The organism is Plantactinospora endophytica, from assembly GCF_016862915.1.
Taxonomy (GTDB): Bacteria; Actinomycetota; Actinomycetes; order Mycobacteriales; family Micromonosporaceae; genus Plantactinospora; species Plantactinospora endophytica.
Genome location: NZ_BONW01000005.1, coordinates 233993 through 252291 on the forward strand (window position 1 = coordinate 233993; position 18299 = coordinate 252291).

Below are 18299 nucleotides of genomic sequence, written 5' to 3' on the forward strand. Positions count from 1 at the left end.
CGCCATCCGGCGCAACGCGGACGCCTATCCGGTGCAACGCGGACGCCTATCCGGTGCAACGCGGACGCCCCCGCCACCTGTGCAGGTGGCGGGGGCGTCGACGTCGAAGGAGCTCAGCTCGCGTACGCCTCCAGCCGGTCGGCCCGGGACGGGTGCCGCAGCTTGAGCAGGGTGACCTTCTCGATCTGGCGGATCCGCTCCCGGGAGAGGCCGAACTCCCGACCCACCTCGTCCAGGGTGCGCTGCCGGCCGTCGTCCAGGCCGAAGCGCAGCCGGATCACCGCCTGCTCGCGCTGCGAGAGAGTGGCCAGCACGATCTCCACCTCGTTGCGCAGCATGCCCCGGGAGACCGTGTCGCCGGGCTCCTCGCGGGGGTCGACGGCGGCGACGAAGTCCCCGAGGGCGCTCTCGCCGTCCTCGCCGACGGCCTGGTCCAGGCTGACCGGCTCGCGGTCGTAGGAGATGAGTTCGATGACCTGGAACTCCGGCACGCCCAGCGCGGCGGCGACCTCGGCCACGGTGGGCTCCCGGCCGTGCTGGGTGGCCAGGTCGCGGCGGGTCCGGACCATCCGGTTGACCTGCTCGACCATGTGTACCGGGATGCGGATGGTGCGGGCCTGGTCGGCCATGGCTCGGGTGATGGCCTGGCGGATCCACCAGGTGGCGTAGGTGGAGAACTTGTAGCCCTTGGTGTAGTCGAATTTTTCGACGGCGCGGATGAGGCCGAGGTTGCCTTCCTGGATCAGGTCGAGGAACGCCATGCCCCGCCCGGTGTACCGCTTCGCGATGCTGACCACCAGCCGCAGGTTCGCTTCCAGCAGGTGGTTCTTCGCGGCCCGCCCCTGCGCGGCGACGGTGGCCAGGTCCGCCCGCAACTGCGCCGGCAGCGTACCCCGCAGGTCGGTGCCGAGCTTCTCCTCGGCGTAGAGCCCGGCCTCGATCCGCCGGGCCAGGTCCACCTCCTGCACGGCGGTGAGCAGCTTGGTCCGGCCGATACCGTTGAGGTACGCCCGGACCAGGTCGGCAGAGGCGCCGCGCTCGTCGGTGGCGTCGAGGTCGACCATGGCCTGCCCCGGCCCGCCGTCCCCGGTCGGCTCGTTATCGGTGCCGGCCGCGCTGGCCGGGTGAGTGTGGCTCTCGCTGTGTTGCAGGACCATCATCTGTCGCCTCCCCGCTTCGACAATGTGGCGCGTACCAGCGGACAACCGCGCTGGTGACACATAGCTTGGCCGGTAGGGCGTGAAGCCGAGGTGAGGAGAGCGTGCGGTTGGCATGAAACCGGGAGGTCGACGAACCCGGATTTGTCCGGTTCTTCGGCCTTGATCCGATTGATTACCGCCCGGCGGCCATGCCCGGCCCGGCACACACATCCGGGCTCAAGGCAAGGCGCATATCCGGGCTCGGGGCAGGCGCACATCCGGGCTCGGGCGAGCATGCATCCAGGCCCGGAGCAGGCGCACATCCGGGCCTCGGGGCGAGCACAGGTCCAGGCTCGGCCGGGCACACATCCGGGTTCGGGCCGGCACGGACCTGGGCGGGAGTTGCCGGCGGCGGTTACCGTGCGAGACGGACCGAGATCAAAATGACGGATGGAGGACGTGGTGGTCTTCAAGCGGTTGATGCAGGCGATGGGCGTGGGCGGTCCGTCGGTCGAGACGGTGCTGACCAACCCGAACTGCCGGCCAGGCGGTCTTCTGGAGGGCCAGGTCCACGTCTCGGGCGGCGACCACCCGGTCGACGTCGAGTACGTCTCGCTCGGCCTGGTGACCCGGGTCGAGGTGGAGAGCGGTGACAGCGAGTACAACACCACCCAGGAGTTCCAGCGGCAGCGGGTGACCGGCCCGTTCCGGTTGGAGAGCGGGCAGCGCCACGACATCCCGTTCCGTTTCGAGGTGCCGTGGGAGACGCCGCTCACCGAGATCGGCGGCCAGCACCTGCACGGGATGACCATGGGGCTGCGTACCGAGCTGGAGGTGGCTCGCGCGGTGGACAAGGGCGATCTCGACCCGGTGGCCGTGTACCCGCTGCCGGCGCAGGAACGCGTCATCGACGCTCTGGTGCAGCTCGGCTTCCGGTTCAGCCGGGCGGACGTCGAACGCGGCCACATCTACGGCGTACAGCAGACCCTGCCGTTCTACCAGGAGATCGAGTTCTACCCCGGTCCCCAGTACGCCCGGGCGATCAACCAGCTCGAACTGACCTTCGTGGCGACGCCGCAGCAGTTGCAGATCGTGCTGGAGATCGACAAGCGAGGCGGCCTCTTCACCGAGGGTCGGGACGCGTTCGGCCGGTTCGTCGTCGACTACGCGACCGTCGACCGGACCGACTGGACCCGGCAGCTCGACGGCTGGCTCCGCCAGTCGATGCAGAAGCGCGGCCTCTTCTTCTAGCCCCCGCATGCCCGGAGCCCTCGTCCGCGCCGGAGCGCTCGTCCGCGTCGAACTCCACCGATTGACCGGGGCGGCGCGTCCGGCTCACAGGTCGAGCAGCACCGTACGCGGCCCGACGTTGACGCTCTCGACCAGCATGTGCGCCCGGAACCTGCCGGTCTCCACCTTCGCGCCCCGGATCCGCAGCGCCTCGACGAAGGCGGTCACCAGCGGTTCGGCCACCTCGGCCGGGGCCGCCGCGCCCCAACTGGGCCGGCGGCCCTTCCGGGCGTCGCCGTAGAGGGTGAACTGGCTGACCACCAGCAGCGGCGCTCCGGCGTCGGCGGCGGACCGTTCGTCGTCCAGGATGCGCAGCTCGTGCACCTTCCGGGCCATCGTCTCGGCAGTGGCCGGGGTGTCGGAGTGGGTCACCCCGAGCAGCACCAGCAGCCCGTCGGAGACCGCCCCGACCACCTCGCCGTCCACCGTCACGCTGGCCCGGCTGACCGTCTGCACCACCGCCCGCACGGCGGTCAGTCTGCCACGGGCGCGATGACGCCGCGTTCCACCAGGTGCGCGATGATCGGCCCGGCCGCCTCCGCAAGATCATCTGCCGGTACGTCGTGCGCGAGCGCCAGCACCCCGAGCTGCTCACGCAGCGGCACCTGACCGTTGGCCCCGCCGACCAGCGCCAGCACCAGCGGGTCCACCTCCTCCGACCAGCGCAGCCCGTGCGACTGGACGAGCACCTGCCGGTCCACCGCCCAGCCCTCGTCGCCCATCGACGCCTCCTGGCGCAGCTTCAGCCCGTCGACCGCCCGGAACCGGGTGGCCAGCAGCGCCTCGCCGTCCCGGGCCCGCAACCAGTCCTGCCGGTCGAACCAGGCGGCGATCTGCTCGCCCATCGGCGGCTGTACGGCCTGCCGCAGGTCCTCGACCCGGAGCACCGGATCGGTGTGACCGCCCCGGCGCAGGTTCACCACCCCGAAGCCGACCGCCTCCACCTTCTGCGCGTCGAACCAGTCCAGCCAGGCCGCCATCCGATGCGGATCGGCCGCCTCGCTGGCGTCGGCCAGCCACAGGTCGACGTACGCCATCGGGTCGGCGACCTCGCGCTGGATCACCCAGGCGTCCAGGCCGGTACCCGCGAACCAGCCGGCCACCCGCTCGCCCCAGTCCTCGCCGGCCACGTGCAGCCAGTTGGCCAGGTACTGCATAGTGCCGCCCTCGGTGAGCAGCGTCGGCGCGGCGGCGGCCAGCTCGGCGGCGATCCCGTCGCCGACCCGGCCCGAGTCGCGGTAGCTGTGCGTGGTGGTGCCGGGGCCGACCACGAACGGCGGGTTGCTGACGACCAGGTCGAAGCGGCGGCCGGCCACCGGACCCACCAGGTCGCCCTTCAGCAGTTCCCAGGTGTGGCCGTTCAGGGCGGCGTTGGTCGCCGCGAACCGCAGCGACCGGTCGGAGACGTCGGTGGCGGTCACCGAGCGGGCGTGCTCGGCCAGGTGCAGGGCCTGCACACCGCTGCCGGTGCCGAGGTCGAGCGCGCTGCCGACCGGGCGCCGGACGGTCGCCCCGACCAGCGTGGTGGTCGCGCCGCCGATTCCGAGCACGTGGTCGGCGGCGAGCGGCTGGCCGGGTCGGGCACTGGCCGGCACGTCGGAGAGAACCCACCAGGAGTCCCCGTACGGCTCCAGGTCGACGCCCTGGCGGAGCCCGTCGCCGACCCGTTCGAGCAGCCCTCCGGCGAGCGCCTCGGCGAGCGGCAGCGGCGCGAAGGCCGCGCGTACCGCCTCTTCCGGCTCGGTCTGGGCACAGACGAAGAGCCGGATCAGGGTGGCCAGCGGATCCCGCTCCTCGGTGGCCCGCAGCGCAGCCCGGAAGTCGTTGCGGGCCAGACCGCTGGTCGCCCCCGGGCCGAGTCGGTCGGCGATGCCGGTCGACGTGTAGCCCGCGCTGGTCAGTGCCGTCCGGAGCTGGTCCACCCCGGCGGGGGAGAGCAGCATGTCGTTCCCGTCCACGGCGTCCATCCTGCCGGTCGGTCCTGTCGGCCCGAGCCGCAACCCCCGCAGTTGGCGGCCCGGAACCACCCCGTCGGGTGTAACCGGCGGGTACCCCGGCCGAGTGTGCCGAGGTCAGTCGGCCGGTCCGACCGGCGTCTCCCCGGCGCCGGGCGGCTGTCCCGGTGCCGTCGCAGTGGGTACTTCCACCGCCGATGCCGGGGCGTCGGGCGTCGGCGCGGCCACCGACGGATTTCCGGGCGCCGGGATCGGGTGACCGGGTGTCCCGGCCGGATACGCCAGCGCCGGATCCGGCTGTCCGATCCCGACCGGATACCCGACAACCCCACCGGCCGGGTACCCGACGGCCGCGTCGACCGGGTGCCCGACGCCGGCAGCCGGGTATCCGACCGGTACGGCGACCGGCTGCCCGACGGGTACGACAGGGAGGTAGCCGACGGGTTCGACGGTCAGCGGCTCGGGGGTGGTGGTCGACAGTCCCCGACGGCGGGCCAGCCGGAGCACCACCACGGTGTACGCGCTGTGCACCAGCATGCTGACCACGAACATCTCCCAGGGAGCGTCCGCAGCCGTCTCCTCAGCGCCGAGTTGACCCAGTGCCGCCGCACCACCCAACGCGATCACGTTGTTCACCACGTGCAGCGCGATCGCCGCCTCCAGCCCGCCGGTACGGATGGTCAGCCAGGCCATCAGGCCGGCCACGATCGCCAGGTCGACGAAGCCCCACCGGGTACCCCAGCCGTGGGCCAGCGCGAAGAGCACGGCCTGGAGGGCGATCGCCGGCCACGGCGTCCGGAGGAAGGCGCCGACGGCCTGCAACAGCCAGCCCCGGAAGACGTACTCCTCGGCGGCGGCCTGCAACGGGACCAGCAGGAGCAGCAGCGCCAGCGCGCCGAGGAAGCCGATCCAGCCGGGCCAGCCGGCACCGACGTCCGTACCCTCGTCGCTGCCGGTCAGCGTGAGCAGGCCGAAGCTGCCGCCGATCAACAGCAGCACGGTCGGTACGGCGACCAGCGCGCACCAGCCGAGCCAGCGCCAGCGCAGCCGGCCGAGCACCGAGGAGACCGTACCGGTCGGCCGGGCCTGCACCCAGCGCACCGCGAGCAGCACGAAGGGCAGCGCGGCGGCGACACCCGCCAGGGTCAGGACCAGTTCGCCCAGGGCGCCGAGCGTCGGCAGGCCGTCCGGGTCGGTCGGCCGTCCGGCGAGGGCGGCGATCGACATGCCGACGCCGGTCAGCAGGCAGACCACGACGAGTGTGCCGCCGAGGATCAGCAGCGTGCCGAGTACCGGTCGCCACCAGCGGTGCCGGTCGGTCCGGGCGAGCCGGTGGTACGGGGTACCCGGTGCGGGTGCGGTTGTCATGCACCAAGGGTGCGGCTTCGATGCCAGTGGGACATCGGCCACGTTCCCGAACCGGCCTCCGGTCCGGCGGCGTGGGCCGTTCGAACGGGTGGCCGGGCGCGCCGGCCGGCAGTGGCGGCCGGACGCGTCGACGCCGTGCGGGCGGGAGTTCTTCGCGCCGGTCGCCGGAGGGTCGTCCTCGACGGGATGCCGCCGGTTCGGGTCGGCGGCATCCCGTCGGGAGTGTCACGGACCGTCGCGCGCGGGCGGGCCGGGCGACGGGCTGGCGGCGGATGGACCGCAGGTCAGAACGTCACGTCCGAGCAGCCGTAGAAGGTCTCCGCGCTGTCGGACCGGGTCCACACCGAGTAGATGATGTGGTGGCCGCTCTTGCCGGTGGGCAGCCGGCCGGTCCAGTAGTAGTGGCCCTCGTTGCTGCCGACGTTGCCCCGCTGCGGCGGGTTGGTGACCGAGGAGAACGGGGTGGACTCGAGGTCGCTCCAGGCCAGCGGACGGGTGGGGCTCCAGCCGTTGCGGGTGACGTAGAGGTCGAAGTGGCCGGGGTGCGCGGCCCAGTTGCTGTACCGGAACTCGACCGACGCGCCCGAACTGACCTGGGCCTTCGGGAAGTCGCTCCGGGCCAGGTCCCAGCCCCGGAAGGTGGAGTTGCCGCCGCTGCACAGTTGACCGTCCGGCACGAAGCCCCGGGTCCGGCCGGCACCGTCGGAGCGGAGCACGCTGAACCAGTTGTAGAGCGGGTAGACGCCGCTCACGTTGGCCGCGGCGACGCAGCCGGGGTTCTTGTTCACGATGTTGCCCTGCGGGGTCAGGCCGTCCCGGTAGCACGCGTAGGTGCGGCTCCCCGGGATCATCAGCGCGCCGTGTGCGGCGGCCTGGTTCGGTGAGATCACCGTCAGGAGTCCGGCGGTCAGCACGGCGCTGACGCCGACGACCGTGAGTCTGCGCAGGAGTTTCACGAGTTGGGTCCCTTCTGTTCGACCACGGCCCGCAGTGGTTGTTCGTCGGGCGGCGCGGTCGGATGGAGACCGGCGGGGCGTACGGGCGTGGTGGTGGCGCCCGTCGCGCCCCGGCGCGGCTGTGGAGGGAAGAAAGTCGTGCCCGGATCCCACACTCGCCGTACGGTTGCCCCCGTACTGCGGCGATATGGACCATTGCAGCACGGGTGGCCGACTCAATCAATAGGTGTTCATCTATGTGCGGCGGACGGAAAGGTCCCGCATGTCCACCCCGGACCGGTCCGTCGGCGGATCAGGCCAGTTGGAAGTCGGCGAAGTCGAAGCCCGGTGCCACCACACAGCTGACCAGGACCGGCTGCCCGCCCGCCGGTTCGGCCGCCTGCCACACGCCGCCCGGGATCACCGCCTGCGGCGCTTCGCCGGCCGGCACGTCCGGGCCGAGCCGCACCTCCGTCGGCTCCGTCCCCGGTACCTCGGCCGAGCCGCCGAGCCACAGCCGCAGCGGGCCGCCCGAGTGCCACAACCACAGCTCGTCGGAGCGGACCACGTGCCAGCGGGACCGCTCCCCGGGGTACAGCAGGAAGTAGATCGCGGTCGCGGCGGCGCGCGGTCCGGCGTACCCCTGCGGGGTGAAGGCGTGCGTGGAGCGCCAGGTCTCGCGGAACCAGCCGCCCTCCGGGTGCGGAGCCAGGTCGAGCTGCTCGGCCAGCGGGGGTCGGCGCGGCGTCGTCACGGGTTGACCTCCACTCGGGTACGGCCGCAGCCAGGCCCGGCCCGCCGGCCCACGAGCCGACGACCGGAGTCTAGGCGAGCGGGGTACCGCCGGACGGAAACGCCCACCGGACGACCCGCCCGCGCCGCCGGCCGCCCGCCCGCCAGAGGTCACCGCCGGAAGGTCGGAGGCCGGCTGGTCGGAGGCGCGCTGGTCAGAGGCCGGCGGCGGCATCATAACGGCGGCGCAGGTCGGTCATCTCCGATTCGGCCAGCGCCTCCTTGAGGGCCAACTCCTCGTACTTGTCCGGGAACATCTCCCGGAGCCGGTCGACGAACCTGACCTCGGCGGTCGCCTCGACCACCTGGATGCCCGGCGGTTCCTTGGACATGTCCATGATCACCGGGCCGGCCAGCTTGACCGCCCAGTCCCAGGGACGCTGCTTCTCGGCGACCCCGCAGAGATGGAAGCCGTAGACCGTCTTGACCTCGGCCAGCGTGCTGACCTCGGCCGGTTCGAAACCGTAGACGTGCACTCCGCAGATCACCGCCGGCTTCTCGCCGTCGGTCGTCTGCTGTGCGTTGTGGCCCGCGTGCTGGTGCTGCTCCGGGTCGGCCGATTCCAGCGTGGTCCGCATCCGGGTCAGGATCTGCCCCCGCAGATCCGCCGGCCTGGCCTCCGAGCCGGCCGAATTCACCAGTACGACCGCTGTGGCCGACGCCGCCAGCAGGATGACCGCCACCCACACGAAGCGGTTGCGGTACCAGCCCGCGAAGCTGTTCCGGGTAATCATGATCGTGTCTCACCTCGTCGCCGGGTCTGTGCACATGGCAGATCTCGTCGGACGCGCCGTCGTTCGCGGCTACCTGTCCGTCGTCGTCGGAAACTGGCCCGGCGATGCAGCGCGGTCTCCGTACGAGTGGCGCGCTGCCGGCACTGCTGTGCTCCCGTGCTGGCCGTGCTCAGTGCGGTTGCCCCCGCACTGCGGCGATATGAGCCATTCCAGCACGCCCCGCCCCACCCCGGCAACATCGACGGTCCTCGCCGCCCCGCCCGCCCGGACCGGGGCACCCGCCCGCGCCGGGCTTGATCCGTCGGCCGGTGCTGCGTAGGTTCCCCACGCACCGCGATCAGCTCTCCCCACGCACCGCGCTCAGTTCTGTCGCCAGGCACCGCGAGCAGTTCTTCCCCACGCACCGTAAGCAGTTATTTCCCACGCACATGATCCATGATCGATGATCAGTACGTCGTGACGCAGGAGGGTGTTGTGACCGAGGTCGAGATCCAGCAGATCAACCCGGCCGGGCTGCCGGCGCCGACGGGCAACTACACCCACGGCACGCTGGTCACCGGCGGCAGCCGTACGGTCTTCGTGAGCGGTCAGGTGCCGTGGCGGGACGAGGCGGGGTACATCCCGGAGGACTTCGACTCGCAGTGCCGGCTGGTGTGGCGCAACGTCCTCGCCGTACTCGCCGAGGCGGGGATGGGGGTGCGGAACCTCGCCAAGGTGACGACGTACCTCTCCGACCGGCGCTATCGGGAGGCGAACTCGCGGATCCGCAACGAGGTGCTCGGCGACCACGCGCCTGCGATCACCATCATCATCACCGACATCTACGCAGAGGAATGGCTGCTCGAGATCGAGGCGATCGCCGTAGGCGACTGATCCGAGGCGGGGGCCGGGGCGGTCGGATCGCATTGCTTACGGCGGTGTTGGTGCCCGTCCCGTTCCGATGTCCTGTGTGTTCGGTGTCCGGCCGCTGCTCTTCGCCGGGTCTTCGCCGGGTCTTCGCCGGCCTGGTCTCGTCGTTACCGATAAACGGCTCCGCCTGGTTTCGCTGAAACCCCGGGTAGGGCCGAATCGGGCTCCTGTGATTGCTCGATCACGGTTTGTGTCACCCTGACCCTGTGTAGCTGGGCGGCGACAGTCCACTGTGGTTGGCCGAGGCATGCGCAATCCCGGAAAGAGTGAAGCATTTTCAGGTTACGTTTCCCGGGTTGTTGCGGGCGCGAATGTTGACGCAACACATAATGCTCGACCGATTCATCGCGCGATCGTGGCGAAGTTTTGCCCTTTCTTGACTAGCCCCGGCAGCGCCGCAATGGGATGATCCGAATTGTCGTTCGAGATCATCCGAGTTGGCCGCAACCGCTCGGTGACGGGGAATGATCTCCGACGATGGTCTGAACCGCTGGACCCGGCGGGTAACGCAGTGCGACTGCGAGGCGTTACCCGCCCTCGAAAGGGCAAGAGCCCGGTGATCGACGGGCTGGCCCTCCTGCGAGGCGGAAGCGACACCTTCCGGTCGGCACCGTCGCGCGAGCCGTCGACGACATCGACGATCCCGTACCCACCTCCACCGGCCGGTGCCGGTTGGCGGGCCGGCCGTACCCACAGATGGGGAAAAGACGGTCGGTAACCCGGCGCCACCTGACCTCGGAGGTAATCGACAGGCTCCGGCATGCGGTGGCAGGTTCGGTGGCGTCGGCGGTACGGATCGACTTCGACCGCCGACGCCACCTGCACCGTCGTCCGGAAAGGACCTGAACCGTGACCGATTTCAAGGGTCTCGTCGACCAGTACCTGGCGCTGTGGAACGAGCCGGATCCCGCCGCCCGCTCGGCCGGGATCGCCGACCTGTTCGTCGAGGACGCCACCTACACCGATCCGCTGGCCGACGTCGGCGGGCACGCGGGGATCGGCGCGGTGATCAGCGGTGCCCGGGAGATGTTTCCCGGGCTTCGTTTCGCACCGACGGGGGACGTCGACGGGCATCACGACGTCGTCCGGTTCGGTTGGCAACTCGTACCGCCGGCCGGTGGCGAAGCGGTCGCGGTCGGCTTCGACGTCGCCGGGCTCGCCGACGACGGGCGGATCCGCGCCGTCTACGGCTTCCTCGACAAGGTCCCCGGCTGACACCGAGGCTTTGGACTACCGTCGATCCTGCGACGGTGACGTACCGTCGTCCCGAGCCGGACGGGACGTGCGACCCGGCGGGGGCGGACCGCACCGAGGATGTCCCAGATGATCCTTAGCCGGGCGATCGCCGAGGGCGTGGCGGCTGGCAGGGTGACCCTCGTCTTCCGGCGCTGGGCCAGACCCGGCGTCCGGGCCGGCGACACCCTGGTCACCGCCGCCGGGGTTGTCGCCGTCGAATCGGTCACCGCCGTCGAGCCGACCGGGATCACCGATGCGGAGGCGCGGGGTGCGGGCGCATCCTCCGCCGAGGCGCTGATTGCGGCGCTCGGCGGTACGGCCGGCTGGCCGACGTACCGGATCGGGGTTCGTTGGGTGGGTCCCGACCCCCGGGTGGCGCTTCGGGCCGACAGCCGGCTCTCGGCGGAGCAGCGGACCGACCTGGTCGCCCGGCTGGCCCGGCTCGACCGGCACAGCCGGAGCGGCCCGTGGACCCACGCCCTGCTCCGGCTCGTCGCCGCCAACCCCGGTCGGCGGGCCGGGGACCTCGCCGACCAGGTCGGCCGGGAGCGGGATGCCTTCAAGCGTGACGTCCGCAAGCTGAAGAACCTCGGCCTCACCGAGAGTCTCGAAGTCGGTTACCGGATCTCTCCGCGCGGCGCCGCCTACCTCGCCGGTCTGCCCGCCGTACCGGCGGCGGGGTCCGCCGCACCGGCCGATCCGCTCGGGGGCGCTCCGCCACCGCCGGAGTGAGCAGGCAAGATAGCCGCATGACGCTCTTGCTGCCCATCGACGCCGAAGCCAACGAACTACTCCGGCGCGACCCGCTGGCGCTGCTGATCGGCATGGTCCTGGACCAGCAGGTCAGCATGGAGAAGGCCTTCGCCGGCCCGTACGAGTTGCGCAGGCGGCTCGGTCACGACCCGGACGCCGCCGAACTGGCCGCCTTCGACCCGGACGCGCTGACCGCGATCTTCGCCGAGCGCCCCGCCCTGCACCGGTTTCCCAAGGCGATGGCGGCCCGGGTGCAGGAGGTGTGCCGAACCCTCGTCGAGCAGTACGACGGTGACCCGCGCCGGCTCTGGTCGGAGGCCGAGGACGGCCGCGAACTGCTGAAGCGGATCACCGGGCTGCCCGGGTTCGGCAAGCAGAAGGGGCAGATCTTCCTCGCCCTGCTCGGTAAGCGGTTCGGGGTGCAGCCGCCGGGCTGGCGCGAGGCGGCCGGCGACTACGGCGTCGAAGGTGCCCACTACTCGGTCGCCGACGTGGTCGACGAGACATCGCTGGCCAAGGTACGCCAGCACAAGCAGCAGATGAAGGCCGCCGCCAAGGCCGCCGCAGCGGGCTGACCGCCTCGCCCGTGCCGCACGGAGCCGGCGGCGGCGCGGTGCCGGACGGCGGGAGTGGAGCCGGACGGCGGGAGAGGAGCGGGGCAGCGCGAGCGGTGCCGGACGGCCGTGGCGGAGCCGGTCGGCGAGCCGGATCGGGACGGCGGCGCGGATTCGGACGACGGCGGCGCCTCCGCGCAGGCTGGCTCGTTGAGTGTTGAGATCGTCGAGCATTCAGGGGGCGCTGTGGTGGTCCCGACGGCGCCGACCCGGGTACGACCCGGACCGCCGACCGCACCCGCCGGGCTGACACCGAATGGCTGACACCCCGGCGGACCCGGTACTGCGCGCCGAGTCCAGTTCGCAGCGCGCCACCTTCCTGGAACTGTTCCTGGACCTGGTCTTCGTCTTCGCGCTCACCCGGGTCTCCCAGCGGCTGGTCGAGGACTTCACCACCGACCAGCGCATCCTGCTCTCGGAGGCCGGCCAGACCCTGGTGCTGTTCCTGGCGCTCTGGCTGATCTGGGCGTCGACGGCCTGGGTCACCAGCACCCTGGAGCCCGAGGCGTTCGCCGTGCAGGGCGTCGTGGTGGTGACCGTGGTGTGCAGCATGGTGGTGGCGGTCACCCTGCCCCAGGGTTTCGGCGAGGGTGGCCTGATCTTCGTGGCCGGCTATCTCGCGGTCCAGTTCGTCCGGGTCGGCTTCTTCCTGATCGCCACGCGTGGCCGCGTCGTGGGCGACCCGGCGGCGCCGCGACGGGTGCTCTTCTGGGCCGGGCTGACCGCAGTGCCGTGGCTGATCGGTGGGATGGCCGGGGAGAGCCTCCTCCGGGGAGTGCTCTGGAGCGTCGCGGTCGGGGTGGACTATCTCGGGTTCACCCTCGGCTGGCCGACACCCCGACTCGGTCGCTCGGAGTACGGCGCGCAGCCGTTCGCCGGTGAGCACCTCGCCGAGCGCTACCAGCAGTTCCTGTTGATCGGGCTCGGTGAGCTGATCCTCGTCACCGGGGTCGCCTTCAGCAGCGGTGGCGGTGCCTTCGAGCCCGGTCGTACCGGCGCGCTGGGGCTGGCGTTGCTGACCACGGTGCTGCTCTGGCGGATCTACTTCTACCGGGCCGGACACGTGCTACCGGCCGCGATCATCAAGTCCCGGGATCCGACGCGGCTCGGCCTCGCCGCCACCTACACACACCTGACCATGATTGCCGGCATCGTACTCACCGGAGTCGGCTACGAGCTGTCGATCACGCACCCGTTCGGGCACATCGCGCCCGCCTGGCTGATCGCCATCCTGGGCGGGCCGGCGCTGTTCCTGGTCGGGCGGGCCGGGTTCGAGTTCCTGGTGTTCGGCCGGATCTCCCGGTCCCGGGTGATCGGCCTGGTCCTGCTGGCGGCGGCGGTGCCGGTTGTGCGGCGGTTGCCGCTGGTGGCGGTCGCCGGCACCACCGCCGGCGTGCTGCTCGGGGTCGCGCTTTCCGACCTGCGCCGCTCGCACGGCAAGGCACTCGAAGCGCCCGCACCGCCGATCTGACACCCGGCGCTCCCCAGCCGGCGCCAACGCGCAGGCGATAGCGCGCACGCGGCACCCCTCAGGCGGTGGCACCCAAGTGGTGGCCCCTCAGCCGGCTGTCTCAGGCGGCGATCTCCACACGCTGGTAGCCGGGCAGAGAAGTCCAGGCGCTGGTATCCAGGCGGCGATCTCCAGGTGCTGGCGCTCAGGCGGCGGTCGGGTGGGCGAGCGCGGCGAGGGCCCGGCGTACGTCGGCCAGTGACACGGTCGCCGAGTCGTCCAGGTCGGCCAGCCCGGCCTCGATCCACTGCCGCATCAGGGTGGTCACCCCGATGCCCCGCGCCTCGGCGGCCGAACGGACCCGTTCGTACGTGTCCAGCGGCAGGCGTACGGAGCGGCTGACCATCGGCACGTCGGTGTCCGGGGTGGGCAGCTCGACCGGCTGCGCGTCGTCGATCAGGTCCGCGAGCTGGTCGTCTCCGGCGTGGAACCGCTTGACGGCATCGTCTCGGTGCATCGTCACCGCCTCCTCCTCGTTTCCGTGCTCGATCTCGTGATCGATTCCGGTCTCCTGGTGCGCGATCTCGGGCCCGCCCGGCGGGGACGGACTCATCCTCGTCGTCGCCCCTGGATCGTTTCCTCGTAGCGCTTCGACTCGATGTCGGTCAGGTCACGCGCGGAGAGGATGTCCCAGTCGTTGTCCACTTGATCGGCCTCGGCCAGCAGGATGGCCAGTCGTCGCCCGCGCCGTGCGGTCGCGTAGACGACCATCACGTCGTCGCCGAGGTGCCGGATTACCCGTCGGGCGCTGTGCAGCGCCTCCCAGACCTCGCCGGGGGTGACGTCGTGGACTCTCAGGTTGCCCAGCGCCTCGTCGGTGAAGCTGAACCTGCTGCCCACGCGGGGAGCGTACCACGCACGTAACACGTCGAGGGAGTGTCGAGGCTGAGGCTGCCGCCCGCCGACCTGGCGGCGGAGGTGGAAGGATGGGGATGGCATCCCGGGACGGGAGAGTTCCGGGCGGACCGACCAGCATCCCTCCGGAGGCCGTGGTGAAGCGTCAGGCGTACCAGCCGATCCTGATCACCGACGCCTCGCGCAGCCAGGACGACCAGCTACGCACCCGCCAGCGCCGGTACATCGTCATGATGTCGATCCGGGCGCTCTGCGTGGTCGCGGGCGCGATCCTGGTCGGCGCCAAGGCGCCGCTGCTCTGGCTCTGGCTGCCGCTCTGTGCCGTCGGCATGGTGCTGATTCCGTGGCTGGCAGTGCTGCTCGCCAACGACCGTCCACCCAAGGAGCAGCACCGGATCGGTGCCCGGCTGCAGCGTACGCACCGCGACGAGACCCCGCCCCGGGCGCTGCCCGCCGAGGAGCGCCAGCACCGGGTGATCGACGCGGAGCCGTGACCGGTACCCGCCGATCCGGTCGGTAGCCTGACCCGGGCGGTGATCATGGGACGCCGGCCGAGACAGCGACGCGGCCGGGCGACCGGTCAGGAGGAGCAACGGTGGGTAACTGGGGCTTCGGCAACTTCGACAACGACACCGCCGCGGACCATCTCTCGATCCTCACCGACCGGCTGCTGACCGAGGTCGCCGAGGCGATGTCCGGCGATCCGGTCGAGATCGAGCCCGACGAGTACTGGGGCGTGGCGGTGCCCTGCAATCTCGAACTCCTCAACCGGCTCGCCGAACTGCCCTACGTCGGGGTGAGCCTGCCGGCGCCGGACCTCGCCGCCGAGTGGAAGCGGCACTACCTGGCCGTCTGGGACGAGAGCATCGGCGATCTCGTCGACTCGGCTGACGCCCGGGAAACCCGCAGGGCCGTCCTGGTGGAGACCTTCGACCGGTTCATCGAGGTGGCCCGGCGCGCGAGCACCGGCTGACCGGGCACCCGGCCGCCTCGACCGTCAGCCGTCGACGTCGGCCGGCCGTCGGGCCGGCGGTCGGGCGCCGAGGATGCCCACCGCCGCCGCGCCCAGTTCGGCCGCCCGGTCCAGCGCCTCGGCCGGAGCAGCACCGGCAGTCCAAGCCGCCAGCAGGCCGGCCGCGAACGCGTCCCCGGCTCCGGTCACGTCGCGCACCGGCACCCGACGGGCCGGCGCGGAGACCACCTCACCGTCGGGCCCGGCCCAGACCGCCCCGGCGGCGCCGCCCTTCACCACCACGTGCCGGGCCACCCCGGTCAGGACACCCGCCCGCTCGACCGGTGATCCGGGGCCGGCCAGCACCGCTGCCTCGTCCGCGTTGGCGAGCAGCAGGTCGGTACCGCGTACCCACTCCAGGAACGCCGCCGCGCCGACCCGGCGCAGCGGTTCGGCGGAGGCCGCGTCGACGCTGGTGGTGAGCCCGCGCCCGCGCGCTGCGGCCAGCGCCCGCCGGCCGGCCTCCCGCGACCCGGCGTCCAACAGGGTGTACGCCGACAGGTGCAGATGGGTCGCGTCCGCGCTCGCGCCGAGCGCGGCTTCGACGTGCTCCGGGGTCAGCCGGAGGTTCGCCCCGCGCTGGGTGACCATGGTCCGCTCCCCGTCGCCGGCCAGCACGACGACGGTGCCGGTCGGCGTGTCCGGGTACCGCCGCACGGCGCACCGTACGCCCAGCGCGGTCAACTCGGCGAGCCTGGACGTTCCGGCGTCGTCGACGCCGACCGCACCGACCAGGGTCACCGGCGAGCCCTGCCAGGCCAGCCAGGCGGCCGTGTTGGCGGCCTGACCACCGCCGGTGACCCGGATGTCGGCCGAAGTGTCCGAGCCGGCCGACACCGGCCCGGCCAGCAGGGCGAGTACGTCGGTGACGATGTCGCCGACCACGACGATCCGCCCCGTCGCCCTCACCACGCCCGCCGCCCTCGGCGCCCCGACCGGCCCGGGTTCGTTGGCAGTCCCGTCGGTCGAGCTCGCACCGGCCGGCCCGCTCGTGGCCGACCCGCCGGTAGCCCACCCACCCGTGACCGGCCCGCTCGTCTCCGGTCCGTTGGCAGCCGGCCCGCTCGTGGTCGGTCCGTTGACGGTCGACCCGCTCGTGGCCGGTCCGCTGGTGGCTGGTCCGCTCGTGGTCGGCCCGGTCCTGCCCGGTCCGCCGGGCTCCGGCGTGTTCATCAGCGGGCGGCGGCCACGGCGATCCGGGCCGCGAGGGCCGCGTTGCGCAGGATGATCCGGACGTTCACCGCCAGGCTGGCGCCCTCGGTGGCGGAGTGGAAGTGGGCCAGCAGGAACGGAGTGACCGCCTTGCCCGTCACTCCTTGGGCGGCCAGTCGGGCCAGCCCGTCGGCCAGGGTGCGGTCGTGCAGGGCCGGGTCGAGTTGTTCGTCGGCGGGCAGCGGGTTGGCCACGATCAGCGCACCGGGCTGGACCCCGTGCGCGGCGCGGGCCGCCAGCACGGCGGCGGCCTGCTCCGGTGAGTCGACCGACCAGTCCAGGTCGAAGCCGCCGTCGGTGACGAAGAAGCCGGGGAACCGGCGGCTGCGGTAACCGACCACCGCCACGCCCAGCGTCTCCAGCCGCTCCAGGGTCGCGCCGACGTCGAGGATCGACTTCACCCCGGCACAGACCACCGCGATCGGGGTACGGGACAGCGTGGTCAGGTCGGCCGACTCGTCGAAGGTCTGCGCGGCCTCCCGGTGCACCCCGCCGAGCCCGCCGGTGGCGAAGACCCGGATCCCGGCCGATGCCGCCACCGCACTGGTCGCGGCCACCGTGGTCGCCCCGTCCGCCCCGGTCGCGGCGGCCACCGCCAGGTCGCGTACGGAGAGCTTGGCCACCCCGTCCGAGGTGGCGAGCCGAGTCACCTGGGCGTCGTCGAGCCCGACCACGAGAACACCTTCGACCATGCCGATGGTGGCCGGTACCGCCCCTTCGGCGCGTACCGCCGCCTCGATCTCGCGGGCCACCCGCAGGTTGTCCGGGCGGGGCAGGCCGTGCGAGACGATGGTGCTCTCGAGGGCGACGACGGGACGGCCGGCGCGCAGTGCCTCGGCCACCTCGGCGCCGTACCGGATCTGAGAATCGGTCACGGCTGACCACCGTACGGGCCGGGGTCGGGGGGTGTTCCGGTGGACCGCTCGGCAGTGACCTGCCAGACTTGACCGTTGGCGGGGTCACTTAGGGAGGAATCACTGCCGTGAGCACTCAGGTTCTCGAGCGTCCGGAGCTGAAGGACGCGGACACCGGGCCGGAAATGTTCCACTACGTCCGGAAAGACAAGATCGCCGAGAGTGCGGTCATGGGGACCTTCGTTATCGCACTCTGCGGTGAGACGTTCCCGGTCACCAAGGCCGCCAAGCCGGGCTCGCCGGTCTGCCCGAAGTGCAAGGAGATCTACAACTCCATGCGGGACTGATCCGCCGTCCTCGCCGTCGCCACGGCGTAACATCCTGCGGTGACCGCCGCAGCCGCCCTGCTCCTCGCCGACCTCACCGGTGTGGCGATCTTCGCCGCCTCCGGCGCGTCGGCGGCGGTGGTGAAGCGGCTCGACCTGTTCGGCGTGGTCTTCGTCGGCTTCGTCGCCGCGCTCGGCGGCGGCATCTTCCGGGACCTGGTCATCGGCGAGGGCCCACCACTGGCCTTCGCCGACTGGCGGTACGCGGTCACCGCGACGGTCACCGCGGCGGCGGTCTTCTGGCTGCACCCCCAGTTGGCCCGACTGCGTACCACCGTGCTGGTCCTCGACGCGGCCGGGCTCGGCCTCTTCACCGTCACCGGCACGCTCACCGCGCTGGACGCCGGGCTGCCACCGGTCGGCGCCTGCATGATCGGCATGCTCACCGGCATCGGCGGCGGGTTGGGCCGGGACCTGCTCACCGGGGAGATCCCGGTGGTACTGCGTCGGGAGATCTACGCGGTGGCGGCGCTGGCCGGCGCGGTCGCGGTGGTCGGCCTGGACCGGACCGGAATGGCCGGGCCGGCACCGCTGATGGCCGCCGCACTCTTCGTCTTCGCGGTCCGGCTGGTGGCCCTGCGTCGCCGCTGGTCGGCTCCGGTCCCGGCCAATTCGCCGCCCGGTCCCGAGCCCGGCCCGGCAGCGCCCACCGAGACCATCGCCGGTGGTAGGTCGGGGTCATCCACGGCGACCTCCGGTGGAACATCGGCGTCATCTGCGGCGACCTCTGGCGGAACGTCGGCGT

19 protein-coding genes and 2 pseudogenes are annotated in these 18299 nt (G+C 71.9%); 10 read left to right on the forward strand and 11 right to left on the reverse strand.

What is annotated here, in order from left to right; genetic code table 11:
• Positions 1–113 precede the first annotated feature (113 nt).
• Positions 114–1157 (reverse strand): RNA polymerase sigma factor SigB, encoded by a 1044-nt coding sequence (gene sigB / locus Pen02_RS08460; protein WP_372445593.1) that lies wholly within the window; start codon positions 1155–1157, stop codon positions 114–116.
• A 444-nt stretch (positions 1158–1601) separates the two neighbouring features.
• On the opposite strand from sigB, the gene Pen02_RS08465 reads away from it, so the two are divergent.
• Complete coding sequence (locus tag Pen02_RS08465) at positions 1602–2390, forward strand: sporulation protein (RefSeq protein WP_203865502.1); 789 nt, start codon at positions 1602–1604, stop codon at positions 2388–2390.
• An 84-nt stretch (positions 2391–2474) separates the two neighbouring features.
• Here the strand turns inward: Pen02_RS08465 and dtd are convergent, their stop codons facing one another.
• The 6 genes and pseudogenes from dtd to Pen02_RS08495 all read right to left on the reverse strand — a co-directional run bounded on the left by dtd (position 2475) and on the right by Pen02_RS08495 (position 8213).
• Positions 2475–2897, reverse strand: coding sequence for a D-aminoacyl-tRNA deacylase (dtd, locus tag Pen02_RS08470; RefSeq protein ID WP_203865363.1), 423 nt, complete (start codon positions 2895–2897; stop codon positions 2475–2477).
• Positions 2898–2902: 5 nt separating this feature from the next.
• Positions 2903–4387, reverse strand: a complete 1485-nt coding sequence (locus Pen02_RS08475) for a DUF7782 domain-containing protein (protein ID WP_203865364.1) — start codon at positions 4385–4387, stop codon at positions 2903–2905.
• A gap of 114 nt (positions 4388–4501) precedes the next feature.
• Entirely contained in the window at positions 4502–5752 is a 1251-nt protein-coding gene (locus Pen02_RS08480; protein WP_203865365.1) for a CPBP family intramembrane glutamic endopeptidase, read from the reverse strand.
• A gap of 287 nt (positions 5753–6039) precedes the next feature.
• Positions 6040–6666, reverse strand: a pseudogene (locus tag Pen02_RS08485) (lytic polysaccharide monooxygenase auxiliary activity family 9 protein); the annotation flags it as partial.
• A 334-nt stretch (positions 6667–7000) separates the two neighbouring features.
• Complete coding sequence (locus tag Pen02_RS08490; protein ID WP_239140263.1) at positions 7001–7441, reverse strand: cupin domain-containing protein; 441 nt, start codon at positions 7439–7441, stop codon at positions 7001–7003.
• Positions 7442–7634: 193 nt separating this feature from the next.
• A complete protein-coding gene (locus Pen02_RS08495; RefSeq protein WP_203865366.1) occupies positions 7635–8213 on the reverse strand; it encodes a hypothetical protein in 579 nt (192 codons plus the stop codon).
• Between the two features lie 474 nt (positions 8214–8687).
• Between Pen02_RS08495 and Pen02_RS08500 the strand changes: the two genes are divergently transcribed.
• The 5 genes from Pen02_RS08500 (at position 8688) to Pen02_RS08520 (ending at position 13196) form a co-directional block, all read left to right on the forward strand.
• Positions 8688–9086 (forward strand): RidA family protein, encoded by a 399-nt coding sequence (locus tag Pen02_RS08500; protein WP_239140265.1) that lies wholly within the window; start codon positions 8688–8690, stop codon positions 9084–9086.
• Positions 9087–9971: 885 nt separating this feature from the next.
• The gene (locus tag Pen02_RS08505) at positions 9972–10337 is read left to right on the forward strand and encodes a nuclear transport factor 2 family protein (protein WP_203865368.1); all 366 of its coding nucleotides are present in this window, start codon (positions 9972–9974) and stop codon (positions 10335–10337) included.
• 108 nt (positions 10338–10445) lie between these two features.
• Entirely contained in the window at positions 10446–11090 is a 645-nt protein-coding gene (locus tag Pen02_RS08510) for an ASCH domain-containing protein (protein WP_203865369.1), read from the forward strand.
• Between the two features lie 17 nt (positions 11091–11107).
• A complete protein-coding gene (locus Pen02_RS08515) occupies positions 11108–11686 on the forward strand; it encodes an HhH-GPD-type base excision DNA repair protein (RefSeq protein WP_203865370.1) in 579 nt (192 codons plus the stop codon).
• Positions 11687–11981: 295 nt separating this feature from the next.
• Positions 11982–13196 carry a low temperature requirement protein A gene (locus Pen02_RS08520; protein WP_203865371.1) on the forward strand — a complete coding sequence of 405 codons (1215 nt, stop codon included), beginning with the start codon at positions 11982–11984 and terminating at the stop codon, positions 13194–13196.
• Between the two features lie 184 nt (positions 13197–13380).
• Here Pen02_RS08520 and Pen02_RS08525 read toward each other — a convergent pair whose 3' ends face one another.
• Entirely contained in the window at positions 13381–13788 is a 408-nt protein-coding gene (locus tag Pen02_RS08525; RefSeq protein ID WP_239140266.1) for a YlcI/YnfO family protein, read from the reverse strand.
• Positions 13785–14075 (reverse strand): hypothetical protein, encoded by a 291-nt coding sequence (locus Pen02_RS08530; RefSeq protein ID WP_239140268.1) that lies wholly within the window; start codon positions 14073–14075, stop codon positions 13785–13787. The genes Pen02_RS08525 and Pen02_RS08530 overlap by 4 nt, the downstream gene beginning before the upstream one ends.
• Before the next feature lie 149 nt (positions 14076–14224).
• On the opposite strand from Pen02_RS08530, the gene Pen02_RS08535 reads away from it, so the two are divergent.
• Entirely contained in the window at positions 14225–14584 is a 360-nt protein-coding gene (locus Pen02_RS08535) for a DUF3099 domain-containing protein (protein ID WP_203865506.1), read from the forward strand.
• Positions 14585–14685: 101 nt separating this feature from the next.
• On the forward strand, positions 14686–15063 hold the full coding sequence (locus Pen02_RS08540; RefSeq protein WP_203865373.1) for a DUF4259 domain-containing protein: 378 nt from the start codon (positions 14686–14688) through the stop codon (positions 15061–15063).
• A gap of 24 nt (positions 15064–15087) precedes the next feature.
• Here Pen02_RS08540 and Pen02_RS08545 read toward each other — a convergent pair whose 3' ends face one another.
• The gene (locus tag Pen02_RS08545; protein ID WP_239140322.1) at positions 15088–16011 is read right to left on the reverse strand and encodes a carbohydrate kinase family protein; all 924 of its coding nucleotides are present in this window, start codon (positions 16009–16011) and stop codon (positions 15088–15090) included.
• Between the two features lie 263 nt (positions 16012–16274).
• Positions 16275–17189, reverse strand: coding sequence for a pseudouridine-5'-phosphate glycosidase (locus tag Pen02_RS08550; protein ID WP_203865375.1), 915 nt, complete (start codon positions 17187–17189; stop codon positions 16275–16277).
• A 107-nt stretch (positions 17190–17296) separates the two neighbouring features.
• On the opposite strand from Pen02_RS08550, the gene Pen02_RS08555 reads away from it, so the two are divergent.
• Together Pen02_RS08555 and Pen02_RS08560 are read left to right on the forward strand one after the other, a co-directional pair.
• The gene (locus tag Pen02_RS08555; RefSeq protein WP_203860995.1) at positions 17297–17515 is read left to right on the forward strand and encodes a DUF3039 domain-containing protein; all 219 of its coding nucleotides are present in this window, start codon (positions 17297–17299) and stop codon (positions 17513–17515) included.
• A gap of 39 nt (positions 17516–17554) precedes the next feature.
• Positions 17555–18175 (forward strand): annotated as a pseudogene (locus tag Pen02_RS08560) (trimeric intracellular cation channel family protein); the annotation flags it as partial.
• Positions 18176–18299 lie beyond the last annotated feature (124 nt).